Origin of the sequence: Arthrobacter sp. ISL-65 (assembly GCF_018613795.1) — a bacterium.
Classification (GTDB): domain Bacteria; phylum Actinomycetota; class Actinomycetes; order Actinomycetales; family Micrococcaceae; genus Arthrobacter.
In genome coordinates this window covers 1-12599 of sequence record NZ_JAGGPN010000022.1, presented here as the reverse complement: position 1 = coordinate 12599, position 12599 = coordinate 1, and the positions used below count along the sequence as shown (strand labels likewise).

At 65.7% G+C, this 12599-nt stretch carries 13 protein-coding genes; 7 read left to right on the top strand and 6 right to left on the bottom strand.

Annotation, left to right across the window (positions count from 1 at the left end):
* The first annotated feature begins 2 nt into the window (after positions 1-2).
* The 7 genes from whiA (at position 3) to J7I85_RS10440 (ending at position 5999) form a co-directional block, all read left to right on the top strand.
* Entirely contained in the window at positions 3-983 is a 981-nt protein-coding gene (gene whiA / locus J7I85_RS10470; RefSeq protein WP_003805560.1) for a DNA-binding protein WhiA, read from the top strand.
* 132 nt (positions 984-1115) lie between these two features.
* Positions 1116-1739, top strand: a complete 624-nt coding sequence (locus J7I85_RS10465) for a superoxide dismutase (protein WP_076803204.1) — start codon at positions 1116-1118, stop codon at positions 1737-1739.
* Between the two features lie 262 nt (positions 1740-2001).
* Positions 2002-3012 (top strand): type I glyceraldehyde-3-phosphate dehydrogenase, encoded by a 1011-nt coding sequence (gene gap / locus J7I85_RS10460; RefSeq protein WP_214851416.1) that lies wholly within the window; start codon positions 2002-2004, stop codon positions 3010-3012.
* Between the two features lie 10 nt (positions 3013-3022).
* The gene (gene pgk, locus J7I85_RS10455) at positions 3023-4249 is read left to right on the top strand and encodes a phosphoglycerate kinase (protein ID WP_214851408.1); all 1227 of its coding nucleotides are present in this window, start codon (positions 3023-3025) and stop codon (positions 4247-4249) included.
* 96 nt (positions 4250-4345) lie between these two features.
* Positions 4346-5161 carry a triose-phosphate isomerase gene (gene tpiA, locus J7I85_RS10450; RefSeq protein ID WP_214851406.1) on the top strand — a complete coding sequence of 272 codons (816 nt, stop codon included), beginning with the start codon at positions 4346-4348 and terminating at the stop codon, positions 5159-5161.
* Positions 5162-5210: 49 nt separating this feature from the next.
* Positions 5211-5468: a preprotein translocase subunit SecG gene (gene secG / locus J7I85_RS10445; RefSeq protein WP_003805565.1), complete on the top strand. Its 258-nt coding sequence runs from the start codon at positions 5211-5213 to the stop codon at positions 5466-5468.
* A gap of 102 nt (positions 5469-5570) precedes the next feature.
* Positions 5571-5999, top strand: a complete 429-nt coding sequence (locus J7I85_RS10440; RefSeq protein ID WP_308159446.1) for an RNA polymerase-binding protein RbpA — start codon at positions 5571-5573, stop codon at positions 5997-5999.
* Here J7I85_RS10440 and pgl read toward each other — a convergent pair.
* The 6 genes from pgl to J7I85_RS10410 form a co-directional block, all read right to left on the bottom strand.
* Positions 5970-6788 carry a 6-phosphogluconolactonase gene (gene pgl, locus J7I85_RS10435; protein WP_214851405.1) on the bottom strand — a complete coding sequence of 273 codons (819 nt, stop codon included), beginning with the start codon at positions 6786-6788 and terminating at the stop codon, positions 5970-5972. The two genes, J7I85_RS10440 and pgl, sit on opposite strands and share 30 nt — an antisense overlap.
* Positions 6778-7719: a glucose-6-phosphate dehydrogenase assembly protein OpcA gene (locus J7I85_RS10430; RefSeq protein ID WP_214851397.1), complete on the bottom strand. Its 942-nt coding sequence runs from the start codon at positions 7717-7719 to the stop codon at positions 6778-6780. Before J7I85_RS10430 ends, pgl begins: the two co-directional genes overlap by 11 nt.
* Complete coding sequence (gene zwf, locus J7I85_RS10425) at positions 7716-9275, bottom strand: glucose-6-phosphate dehydrogenase (protein WP_214851396.1); 1560 nt, start codon at positions 9273-9275, stop codon at positions 7716-7718. The genes J7I85_RS10430 and zwf overlap by 4 nt, the downstream gene beginning before the upstream one ends.
* Positions 9276-9290: 15 nt before the next feature.
* Positions 9291-10925, bottom strand: a complete 1635-nt coding sequence (locus J7I85_RS10420; protein WP_214851394.1) for a glucose-6-phosphate isomerase — start codon at positions 10923-10925, stop codon at positions 9291-9293.
* Positions 10926-10931: 6 nt separating this feature from the next.
* On the bottom strand, positions 10932-12050 hold the full coding sequence (gene tal, locus J7I85_RS10415) for a transaldolase (RefSeq protein WP_214851392.1): 1119 nt from the start codon (positions 12048-12050) through the stop codon (positions 10932-10934).
* A 29-nt stretch (positions 12051-12079) separates the two neighbouring features.
* Positions 12080-12599 (bottom strand): transketolase C-terminal domain-containing protein (locus J7I85_RS10410; RefSeq protein ID WP_285289565.1); only part of this gene is annotated, 520 nt, incomplete at its 5' end.

Sequence of the window (12599 nt, the reverse complement as noted above, 5' to 3'; positions counted from 1 at the left end):
CCATGGCACTGACAGCATCAGTCAAGGAAGAACTCTCCCGCCTGGACATCAAGAAATCATCAGTCCGCAAGGCTGAGGTCTCGGCCATGCTCCGCTTCGCCGGGGGACTGCACATCATCTCGGGCCGGATCGTCATCGAGGCCGAGGTGGATCTTGCCTCCACCGCCCGGCGCCTGCGCGCTGCAATAGCCGAGGTCTACGGGCACCAGAGCGAGATCATCGTCGTCTCCGGCAGCGGACTGCGCCGCGGCAGCCGTTACGTGGTCCGCGTCGTCCGCGACGGCGAGGCACTGGCGCGGCAGACCGGCCTCCTTGACGGCCGGGGACGGCCCGTGCGAGGGCTGCCGTCCGTCGTCGTCAACGGCTCAGCCGCTGACGCCGAGGCGGTGTGGCGGGGCGCCTTCCTGGCGCACGGCTCTCTCACGGAACCCGGCCGGTCCTCGTCCATGGAGGTCACCTGCCCTGGTCCGGAATCCGCCCTCGCGCTGGTCGGCGCGGCCCGGCGGCTGGGGATACAGGCCAAGGCCCGGGAAGTCAGGGGAGTGGACCGTGTGGTGATCCGCGACGGCGACACCATCGCCGCGCTGCTCACCCGGATGGGCGCCCACGACGCACTCATGGTCTGGGAAGAGCGGCGCATGCGCAAGGAAGTGCGGGCCACCGCGAACCGCCTCGCCAACTTCGATGACGCCAACCTCCGCCGGTCCGCGCAAGCCGCCGTGGCCGCCGGCGCCCGGGTGGACCGGGCCCTGGAGATCCTCGGCGACGACGTTCCGGACCACCTCAAATATGCGGGTGAACTCCGGGTGGCCCACAAGCAGGCCAGCCTCGACGAACTTGGCCGGCTCGCCGATCCGCCCATGACGAAAGACGCCATCGCCGGACGCATCCGCCGGCTGCTGGCCATGGCGGACAAACGCGCCTCGGATCTTGGCATCCCGGGCACGGATGCCAATGTGACGCCGGAAATGCTGGACGAGTAACGGCGCCCATAGAATCAAGACCAGGTGGCGGCTGTTGCCGGCATCGGAGTTTTCCGGATGACCCGTCATCCGGGATGCACAATCCCAGAGTTAGCAAAACCGGACAAACTGTCCACGACATTGGAGGATTTTGTGACCGAGTACGTTCTGCCCGAACTCAGCTACGACTACGCAGCGCTCGAGCCCCACATCTCTGCACGGATCATGGAGCTGCACCACAGCAAGCACCACGCCGCGTACGTGACGGGCGCCAACAACGCGCTGGCCCAGCTGGCCGAGGCACGCGAAAAGGGCGACTTCGCCAACATCAACCGCCTTTCCAAGGACCTGGCTTTCCACACCGGCGGCCACGTCAACCACTCCGTGTTCTGGAACAACCTCTCCCCGGACGGAGGCGACAAGCCTGAAGGTGAGCTCGCCGCCGCCATCGACGACGCCTTCGGTTCGTTCGATGCCTTCCGCGCCCAGTTCTCCGCAGCTGCACTCGGCCTGCAGGGTTCCGGCTGGGGCTTCCTGGCCTACGAGCCCATCGGTGGCAACCTCGTCATTGAGCAGCTCTACGACCAGCAGGGCAACGTCGCGCTGGGCACCACCCCGCTGCTGATGCTGGACATGTGGGAGCACGCCTTTTACCTGGACTACGTCAACGTCAAGGCCGACTACGTCAAGGCGTTCTGGAACATCGTCAACTGGGCCGACGTGTCCGCACGCTTCGCCGCGGCACGCGCCAACGCAACGGGCCTCATTACCCTCTAAGTGTGATCCCGCGTACATAAAGCAGTAACAAACTTCACATTCGGCCACTTTAGGGCCGAATTCTGGACGGTCTGCCCCCGCACTTGCGGGGGCAGACCTACTTAAACGTAAGATGGATCACGGAAGGCGGTTAGCCTTCAGCAATGAGGCTGGTCGCCCTCCGATCTGAAAAATATCTCTGCCCAATGGCGTGCGGGATCTGTTAGTTGGCTTGAACGCCCGCTTAACTAGTTGTGCTTCCAAGGCACAAAGGAGACAAAAAGTGACCACCCGTATTGGTATTAACGGCTTCGGCCGCATCGGCCGCAACTACTTCCGCGCTGCACTTGCTCAGGGTGCGGACCTTGAGATCGTTGCTGTCAACGACCTCACCAGCCCCGAGGCGCTGGCCCACCTGCTCAAGTACGATTCCGTAGGCGGACGCCTGGCCGAAACCATCGAGGTCAAGGAAGGCAACCTGGTCGTCAACGGGAACGCGATCAAGGTCCTGGCCGAGCGCGACCCCGCCAACCTCCCCTGGAAGGAGCTGGGCGTTGACATCGTCATCGAGTCCACCGGTTTCTTCACCAAGGCAGCTGCCGCCAAGAAGCACATCGAGGCCGGCGCCAAGAAGGTCCTGATCTCCGCCCCCGCCTCGGACGAGGACATCACCATCGTGATGGGCGTCAACGACGGCCTCTACGACCCCGAGAACCACCACATCATCTCCAACGCTTCCTGCACCACCAACTGCCTCGGCCCGCTGGCCAAGGTTGTCAACGACACCTTCGGCATTGAGCGTGGCCTGATGACCACTGTTCACGCGTACACCGCCGACCAGAACCTGCAGGACGGCCCGCACAACGACCTCCGCCGTGCACGTGCCGCCGCCATCAACATGGTTCCCACCTCCACCGGTGCCGCCAAGGCCATCGGCCTGGTCCTGCCGGAGCTCAAGGGCAAGCTGGACGGCTACGCCATCCGCGTTCCGGTCCCCACGGGTTCCGCCACCGACCTCACCGTCACGGTCTCCCGCGAGACCACCGTGGAAGAGGTCAACGCCGCGCTCAAGAAGGCTGCAGAGTCCGATGAGTGGCAGGGCATCCTGACCTACACCGACGCCCCGATCGTCTCCTCGGACATCGTCGGCGACCCCGCCTCGTCCATCTTTGACTCCGGTTTGACCAAGGTTATTGGCAACCAGGTCAAGGTTGTTTCGTGGTATGACAACGAATGGGGCTACTCGAACCGCCTCGTGGACCTCACGGAGCTTGTCGCGGCAAAGCTGGGCTAGGGTTAGCTACATGACATCTCACACCCTCAACGAACTGATCGCTGAAGGTGTCCGCGGGCGGTACATTCTGGTACGAAGTGACCTGAATGTGCCGCTCGACGGCTCTACAGTGACTGACGACGGCCGCATCCGGGCCTCACTGCCAGTGCTGGGAAAGCTCACGGACGCCGGTGCCCGCGTGCTGGTAACAGCCCACCTCGGCCGCCCCAAGGGCGCCCCTGAAGACAAGTACTCGCTCAAGCCGGCGGTTGCCCGCCTGGCCGAGCTGGCTTCCTTCCCTGTCTCCCTCGCGGAGGACACGGTGGGGTCCTCTGCCAAGGAGCAGGCAGCTGCGCTGCAGGACGGCCAGGTGCTGGTGCTCGAGAATGTGCGGTTCGACGCACGCGAGACCAGCAAGGACGAGGCCGAGCGTGGCGCGTTCGCCGACGAACTGGTGGGACTCACCGGTGAAAACGGTGCTTTTGTGAACGACGCCTTTGGCGCCGTCCACCGTAAGCACGCCAGCGTTTACGACGTCGCCACCCGGCTCCCGTCGTACCTCGGCGACCTTGTGTGCACCGAGGTGGAAGTCCTCCGCAAGCTGACCGCAGACACCCAGCGTCCCTACGTTGTGGTCCTCGGCGGTTCGAAGGTTTCGGACAAGCTCGCAGTCATCGACAACCTGCTCGGCAAGGCTGACACCATCCTGGTCGGCGGCGGCATGCTGTTCACGTTCCTGGCAGCCGAGGGCCACAAGGTGGCCGGCAGCCTGCTGGAAGAGGACCAGATCCCGGTCGTCCAGGACTACCTCAAGCGCGCAGCCGACGCCGGCACCGAATTCGTGATCCCCACGGACGTCGTGGTGGCAGCCAAGTTTGCCGCCGACGCCGACCACGAAACGGTCAGCGCCGAGGCCATCGAAGGCAGCAGCTTCGGTGCGCAGGGCATCGGCCTGGACATCGGACCCGAGTCTGCCCGGGCGTTCGCCGAGCAGATCAAGGGCGCCAAGACGGTGTTCTGGAACGGTCCCATGGGCGTCTTCGAGTTCGAGGCCTTCTCCGCAGGCACCCGGGCCATCGCCCAGGCGCTGACGGAGACGGACGCGTTCACCGTCGTCGGCGGTGGTGACTCCGCGGCTGCGGTCCGCACCCTCGGCTTCGCCGATGACCAGTTCGGACATATTTCCACCGGCGGCGGCGCCAGCCTGGAATACCTTGAGGGCAAGGAACTTCCCGGCCTGAGCGTTCTGGACCGCTAAAGACACACCAGCCGGCAGGGCACCTTTCGCACCGCGAAGGCGCCCTGCCGGCTGTTCACATGATCAGCACATTTGACCGGCAGTTTTGGAGAACACGTGACTACGTCAACCAACGGCACCTTTGACCGCACGCCTTTGATCGCAGGCAACTGGAAGATGAACATGGACCACGTCCAGGGCATCACCCTCCTGCAGAAGCTGGCCTGGACACTGTCCGACGCCAAGCACGACTACAGCCGCGTGGAAGCCGCTGTCTTCCCGCCTTTCACCGACCTCCGCGGCGTGCAGACCCTCGTCCAGGGCGACGAACTCGACATCGCCTACGGCGGCCAGGACCTGTCCCAGTTCGACTCCGGTGCGTACACCGGCGACATCTCCGGCCAGTTCCTGAACAAGCTCGGCTGCAAGTACGTCCTCGTTGGCCACAGCGAACGCCGGACCATCCACGCTGAGTCGGACGAAGTCCTGAATGCCAAGGTCAAGGCGGCCTACCGCCACAATGTCATCCCCGTCCTGTGCGTCGGTGAAGGCCTGGAGATCCGCCAGGCCGGCACCCACGTCCAGCACACCCTGGACCAGCTCCGGGCCAACGTCGAAGGCCTCACCGCCGAGCAGGCCGCCGAGCTCGTCGTCGCCTATGAGCCTGTCTGGGCTATCGGCACCGGTGAGGTGGCAGGCCCGGAGGACGCCCAGGAAATGTGCGCCGCTATCCGTGCCGAACTCACCGAACTGTTCGACGCCGACGTGGCCGGCAAGGTCCGCCTGCTGTACGGCGGTTCGGTCAAGGCCAGTAACGCCGCCGCCATCCTCAAGGAACGCGACGTCGATGGCGTGCTGGTGGGCGGTGCCAGCCTTGATCCCGCTGAGTTTGCTAATATTGTGAAGTTCGAGAGCCACCTCGTAACGGACTAGTCCGTTCATTTGGCACGCTCCCGCATCCACCAACTTTGGAAAGGCCGTCGTGGACGTTCTTCATGTGATTCTGCAGATCCTGCTGGGCATTACCAGCCTTCTGCTGACCCTGCTCATCCTGCTCCATAAGGGACGCGGCGGCGGCCTGTCGGACATGTTCGGCGGCGGAATGAGCTCAGGGCTGTCCTCGTCCGGTGTCGCTGAGCGCAACCTCAACAGGTTCACCATCATCCTCGGTGTCACCTGGGGCGTCGTCATCATCGCCCTTGGCCTCCTGATGCGCTTCACAGGTGTGGCTGACTCCTAACGCTGTCGCAGCCAAGTGCCACGAAAAGCCCGGCCCGATCAGGATCCGTTCCTGATTGGGCCGGGCTTTTTCCTGCCGCCAGGCGGAACTGCGGACTAGACTGTGGCTACCGGATCTAACGGCAGCGCCGCCATTAGTAGCGAGGGAGTTCCCATATTGCATTCCTCTTCAGGATTCCGCGGCACCCGCGTGGGTGTCATTCAAGGGGCCGGATTGAAAAACCAGGGGGATGATCCTCTCGGGGAGCCCCTGCCGCGTATTTGTGTCTCCTATTGGTGCGCCATGGGACACGAGACGCGGCCTGTTTTTCTTAAGATGCCGGACGACCAGATTCCGAACGTGTGGGACTGCCGCCAGTGCGGTCGGCTGTCGTCGCGCAACCCCGGTGCCGGGGTGCCCGGCGAAGCCCAGGAAGAAGGCTTCAAAAGTCATCTGGATTACGTTAAAGAAAGACGCTCCAGCCAGGACGCCGAAGACGTCCTGGCTGGAGCGTTGCGGCGGCTAAGAGCCAGCCGGCGCCTTCCTGACTAGCTGCTCGGGCACGCGCGAGGCTGCGTTTTCGTCGATTAGCCACAGCGTCCGGGACCGGCCTGCTGGCCCGGCCGCGGGCACCTGCACGGGGTTGGCCCCGGCCAGGGCCAGCCCCACCGCGCCAGCCTTGTCCTCGCCTGCGACCACCATCCACACCTCCGCGGAGGTGTTGATGGCCGGCAGGGTCAGGGAAATGCGCCCGGGCGGCGGCTTGGGGGAGTTGCGGACCCCCACCACAGTCAGTTGCTTCTCGCGGATGCCGCCCTGTTCCGGGAACAGGGACGCAACGTGCGCGTCCGGGCCCACACCGAGCAGGACGACGTCGAACCGGGGAAGCCGGCCGGGCTCCTCGGGACGGTCGTCCGAAGCATCCGCGGCATGCTCGGCCGCTGCCGCATCACTGAGGCGTTGTGCGTAGTCCTCTGCAGCCTGTTCCGGCGTTTCAAAGTCATCCGTCGAGCCGGGCACGTGGACGCGCTCGGGATCAACGTTGATGTGCTTCAGGAGTGCTTCCTGGGCCTGGAGCGCGTTGCGGTCCTGGTCCTGGGAGCCGACGAAGCGTTCGTCGCCCCACCAGAAGTTCACTTTGGCCCAGTCCACCGCGGGGGCGGCAGGGGAGTCGGCTACTGCCTTCAGCGTTCCGATGCCCACCGTGCCGCCGGTAAGCACCACTGTTGCTTCACCGAATCGGTCCTGCACATCCACGAGCTTGGTGATCAGTCGGGCCGCAATAGCGGCCATGAGGACGGAAGAGTCAGGATGGATGCTTACTCTGGGCTCAGCGCTCACTGGGACGGACACTCCTTAGATTGGTACGTGGCAGTCCAATAGTAATCACTTCGCCGAAAACCTCGTCGGGGTCGAGGCGGCGGAGTTCTTCTGCGAGGCAGTCGCGGAGGCTGCGTCGTGGGAGGGAGATGCGTTGTGCGGGTTGGCCGGGCTGGGTGAGTTCGGCGATGGAGAGGCCGGGGCGGAAGAGCTGGACGTCGCCGCTGGTCCGGGTGAGCCGGACCCGGCGGATGCCGGTGCCTGCGGGGTCCGCGACGATCGTGACGGGGGCGTCCAGGGACAGAGTCAGCCAGGCTGCGAGCAGGATGGTGCTGGGCGAGTCCGAGGCGCCTTCGACCGCGACGGCGGTCACGGGCGAGGTGTCGGCCTGGTCCAGGACGGCGGCGAGCTGGATGCGCCAGTTCGTCAGCCGGGTCCAGGCGAGGTCGGTGTCGCCGGCCTTGTAGGTGTTGCGGATGTTTTCCAGCGCGACCTGGGGTTCGGCCTCGTTCGCCGAGTCGGTGATCCGGCGGTGCGCGATCCGTCCGATCGAGGTTTCGGACGCGTTCTTGGGTGCCCCGTGCGGCCACCAGGCCACGATCGGGGCGTCGGGCAGCAGCAGCGCGGCGACGAGGGACTCGGATTCCTCGGCGAGTTCCCCGAAACCGCGCAGCACGATGACCTCCGAGGCGCCGGCGTCCCCGCCGACCCGGATCTGCGCGTCGAGCCGGTTCGGCGCCGCTGAGCCGGCGTCGGCGAGCACGATGATCCGGCAGGGGTGTTCCCGGCTGGCCTCGTTGGCGGCCTCGATCGCTTCTTCCTCGAGCCCGGATTTGGTGACCACCACGAGGGTCAGGACCCGGCCGAGCGCGATCACCCCGCCCTGCTCGCGCAGGGACTGGATCTTCTTGGAAACGGTGGAGGTGGTGGTGTTGGGCAGGTCTACGATCATGGCCTTCTCCAGGTGCGTCCGTCGCGGGCTAGCAGCTCATCGGCCGAGGCCGGGCCCCAGCTGCCGGGCGCGTACGGCTCGGGCTGTTCACCCAGCCCGGCCCAGTACTCTTCGAAGGGGTCCAGGATCTTCCAGGACAGCTCCACTTCCTCGTGCCGCGGGAACAGCGGCGGCTCACCCAGGAGCACGTCCAGGATCAGCCGCTCGTAGGCTTCGGGGCTGGACTCGGTGAACGAGTGCCCGTAGCCGAAGTCCATGGTCACGTCCCTCACTTCCATCTGGGTGCCGGGGACCTTGGACCCGAACCGGATCGTCGCGCCTTCATCGGGCTGGACCCGGATCACCACCGCGTTCTGCCCGAAATCATCATCGCCGTGGTCACGGAAGAGCAGGTTCGGTGCCCGCTTGAACACCACCGCGATCTCCGTGACCCGCCGGCCCAGCCGTTTCCCGGCGCGCAGGTAGAACGGCACCCCGTTCCAGCGGCGGGTGTTGATGTCCACCCGGATCGCGGCGTAGGTTTCGGTGGTGGAATCGGCCGGGATGCCCTCCTCCTCCAGGTACCCCTGCACCTGCTCCCCGCCCTGCCAGCCGCCGGCGAACTGCCCCCGGGCCGAATGCGTGGACAGGTCCTCCGGGAGCCTCACGGCGGCGAGGACCTTTTCCTTCTCCGCCCGCAGGTCATCGGCGTTGAAGGAAATCGGCTCCTCCATCGCCGTCAACGCCAGCAGCTGCAGCAGGTGGTTCTGGATCACGTCCCGGGCCGCGCCCACACCGTCGTAATACCCGGCCCGGCCGCCGGTGCCGATGTCCTCGGCCATGGTGATCTGCACGTGGTCCACGTAGTTCGCGTTCCACAGCGGCTCGAACAGCTGGTTCGCGAACCGCAGCGCCAGGATGTTCTGCACCGTTTCCTTGCCCAGGTAGTGGTCGATCCGGAACACCGCGTCCTGCGGGAACACCGACTCCACGATGCCGTTCAGCTGCCGGGCGGACTCGAGGTCGTGCCCGAACGGCTTCTCGATCACCACGCGGCGCCACTTCTCACCCTCGGCCTGCGCCAGGCCGTGCTTGGACAGCTGCCGGCAGACCTGCTCGAACGCCTTCGGCGGGATCGAGAGGTAGAACGCGTGGTTCCCGCGGGTACCGCGGTTCCCGTCGAGTTCCCTGATCGTCTCGCCGAGCCGCTCAAACGCGGCATCGTCGTCGAACGCGCCCTGCACGAAGCGGATGCCCTCGGAGAGCTGGTTCCAGACCGCCTCATCAAACGGCGTCCTGGCATAGGACTTCACCGCGTCCTTCACCTCCGCCGCGAAATCCTCGTTGTCCCAGTCCCGCCGGCCGAAACCCACCAAAGCGAAACTCGGCGGCAACAGGCCACGGTTGGCAAGGTCATACACGGCAGGCATGAGCTTCTTACGGGCCAGATCCCCCGTGACTCCGAAGAGCACAAGCGAGGACGGCCCGGCAATCCGGTTCAACCGCCGGTCCCGCGGATCCCGCAAAGGATTCCCGGACCGGACCGCTGACCTTCTGCCATTCAAAGTATCTGGCATGGTTTATTCAGTGCCTTAGCTCTCAGTGGCGGACGCGGCCTTGCCGGCAAGCGACGAAACGATCTCCTGCAGCTGGGCGACACCCGCTGCGCGGTCGGTGAGGTGCAGGCGCAGGACGGGCCGGCCGTGCTCGCTGAGCACCTGGGCGTCGCCGGCGGCTTGGGCGGCGATCAGCTCACCGAAGGTGAACGGACGCTCCGGAATAGCGAGGTCCTGGGCCGACGCCGCAGTGACCTGCAGGAATACGCCGATGGCGGGGCCGCCCTTGTGGAACTGGCCGGTGGAGTGGAGGAAGCGGGGCCCCCAGCCGAAGGTGACCGGTCGGCCGCTCACGGCAGCGAGTTCGTCCCGGACGCCCTCGAGCTGTGCGTAGGCCAGGCGGTCGAAGTAGGCCTGGACGCTCAGGTACCCGTCACTGCCCAGCTGTGCCAGCAGTGCAGAGACCGCGGCTGCTGCGGTGGTCGCGTCGCCGAGCCACTCGCCACCGCGCACCTCGATGGCACCGTCGGTGAAATTGGCGGGCGTCGGCTCCGGCTGGGCGTCCAGCAGTCCGCGGGCGGCCACCTTGGCGGCTTCGACGTCGGGCTGGTCAAACGGGTTGATGCCCAGGAGGCGCCCGGCCACAGCGGTGGCGAATTCCCACACCATCATCTGCGAGGCGAGGCCGCCGGCAATGGCAACTTCGTTCTCGCCCAGTTCGACGTTGGTATCCGTGCTGACGAGGCGGACCACCAGGATGTCTTCAGCGCCGGAAGTGACTTCCGGGGCATCCGGGCCGGCCACAACCGGCAGGACGCCGGTGCCGAGCTTGCCCGTGGATTCAGCGATGAGCTGTTCGGCCCAGTCAGCGAATCCCACGATGCCGGAGCCGTCCTCCGCGATGACGATCTTGTCGCGCAGCGGGTTGGTGCCGCCCAGGGCGGCGCCCAGGACCAGCCCGATGTTCTCGGGAGCGTCCTCGTTAAGGATCTCTGCGGCTTCTTCAGCCTCGTCCAGCAGGGCCGCGATGTCCACGCCGGCCAGGCCGGACGGGACGAGCCCGAAGGCCGTCAGCGCCGAGTAGCGGCCGCCCACGTTCGGGTCCGCGTTAAAGACTGCGCGGTAGCCGGCCTCGCGTGAGGCCTTGTCCAGCGGGGACCCGGGATCCGTGACCACGATGATCCGGCTCTTCGCATCGAGACCGGCCTCGGTGAAGGCGTGTTCGAAGATCCGCCGCTGCGAATCGGTTTCCAGGGTTGAACCGGATTTCGAGGAAACCACGATCGCGGTTTCAGCGAGGCGGTCCGCGAGGGCAGCACCGATCTGTTCGGGATCGGTGCTGTCCAGCACAGTCAGCTCGACGCCAGCGGTGCCGGCGATGACTTCGGGAGCAAGCGAGGAGCCGCCCATGCCGCAGAGGGCAATGCGGGTAACACCCTCCGCTTTCAGGGCATCGCGGAGTTCCAGGATGCCGTCCACCAGGGGCCGGGAGACGGTGGCCGCCTCGACCCAGCCAAGGCGGATTGCCGACTCGGCTTCCGCATCGGGACCCCACAGGGTGTGGTCCTTGGCGAAGATCCGGGTGGCCACGCGATCTTCCACGAGGGCGGGCAGGTGCTGCTCAAGAGCCTTCCGGGCGGAACCGGTGGCGTCGTAGCTGAGTGTGCTCATGTTGGGTTAGGAAGCCTTCCGTGCGGTGGCGAGGGCGCCTTCAACGTCTGCCAGGAGTTCCTTCCAGCTGGCAACAAACTTGTCCAGGCCTTCGGATTCCAGCAGGGCAACCACCTCGTTGTAGGACACACCGAGGGCATCAAGGGCGTTGAGGGTGGCGTTCGCTTCATCGTAGCCGTTGGTGACGGTGTCGCCCGTGACCACGCCGTGATCGAATGTGGCGTCCAGGGTCTTCTCCGGCATGGTGTTCACGACGTGCGGAGCAACGAGCTCGGTGACGTAGAGGGTGTCGGGGTAAGCCGGGTCCTTCACACCGGTGGAAGCCCAGAGCGGACGCTGCGGCAGCGCGCCGGCTTCGGCGAGCACGGCCCAGCGCTCGGTGGAGAACAGCTCTTCGTAAACCTGGTAGGCGAGGCGAGCGTTGGCAACGCCGGCCTTGCCCTTGAGGGCCCTGGCTTCGTCGGTGCCGATCGCGTCCAGGCGCTTGTCGATTTCGGTGTCCACGCGGGAGACGAAGAATGAGGCGACGGAGTGGATCGTGGACAGGTCGTGGCCGTTGTCCTTGGCCTGCTCCAGGCCGCTCTGGAAGGCGTTGATGACGGCGCGGTAGCGTTCCAGCGAGAAGATCAGAGTCACGTTGACGCTGATGCCCTCGGCCAGGGTTGCCGTGATGGCTTCCAGGCCCTCAAGGGTGGCGGGGATCTTGATGTGGACGTTGTCGCGGTTGACCTTCTTGTAAAGGTGCTTTGCTTCAGCGATGGTGCCTGCGGTGTCCCAGGCGAGGCGGGGGTCCACCTCGATGGAGACGCGGCCGTCCACGCCCTTGGTCGCCGCAGCGACCGGGGCGAAGAGGTCGCAGGCATCGGCGACGTCCGTCGTCGTGATCTCGAAGATGGTCTCTTCGATGGAGGCGCCGGCAGCTGCCTGAGCCGCGATGGTGGCGTCGTAGTCCGTGCCGGAGGTGATGGCGGCGTGGAAGATGCTGGGGTTCGTGGTGACACCCACAACGTTCTTCTCTTCGATCAGCTTCTGCAGCGTGCCGGTCTTCAGACGGCCCCGGGAGAGGTCATCGAGCCAGATGGAAACTCCGGCGTCGGAAAGCTGCTGGGTGGGAGTGCTAGTCATTTCTAATCTCCTTGAACTGTGGGGTGCTGTCAGGACTGGAGTCCGGCGAGGGAATCCTTGGCGGCGGCGGCAACAGCCTCTGCCGTGATGCCGAATTCCTGGAACAGGCGCTTGTAGTCGGCGGATGCGCCGTAGTGCTCGAGGCTGACGGAGCGGCCGGCGTCGCCGACGAACTCGCGCCAGCCCTGCGACAGGCCGGCTTCAACTGAAACGCGGGCCTTGACCGCTGCAGGCAGGACTGCCTCGCGGTAGGCGGCGTCCTGCTTGTTGAACCACTCGACACACGGCATGGAAACCACGCGGGCTGCGATGCCTTCGGCCTGCAGTGCTTCGCGGGCCTGGACGGCCAGCTGCACTTCCGAGCCGGTGCCGATCAGGATGACCTGCGCGTCCACGGTCTTGCCGTCCTTGGACGCCTCAGCCAGGATGTATCCGCCCTTGGCGACGCCTGCGGTCGAGCCGAAGGTGTCACCCTCGGCCGCGCCCTCGCCACGCTCGTAGGTGGGGATGTTCTGGCGGGTCAGGACAATGCCGGCCGGGTTCTCGTGG

Bases quoted from the DNA above. Each gene is read 5' to 3' on its own strand.
- whiA (WP_003805560.1), top strand. From the start codon at position 3: ATGGCACTGACAGCATCAGTCAAGGAAGAACTCTCCCGCCTGGACATC.
- pgk (WP_214851408.1), top strand. From the start codon at position 3,023: ATGACATCTCACACCCTCAACGAACTGATCGCTGAAGGTGTCCGCGGG.
- J7I85_RS10430 (WP_214851397.1), bottom strand. From the start codon at position 7,719: ATGATCGTAGACCTGCCCAACACCACCACCTCCACCGTTTCCAAGAAG.
- zwf (WP_214851396.1), bottom strand. From the start codon at position 9,275: ATGCCAGATACTTTGAATGGCAGAAGGTCAGCGGTCCGGTCCGGGAAT.
- J7I85_RS10420 (WP_214851394.1), bottom strand. From the start codon at position 10,925: ATGAGCACACTCAGCTACGACGCCACCGGTTCCGCCCGGAAGGCTCTT.
- tal (WP_214851392.1), bottom strand. From the start codon at position 12,050: ATGACTAGCACTCCCACCCAGCAGCTTTCCGACGCCGGAGTTTCCATC.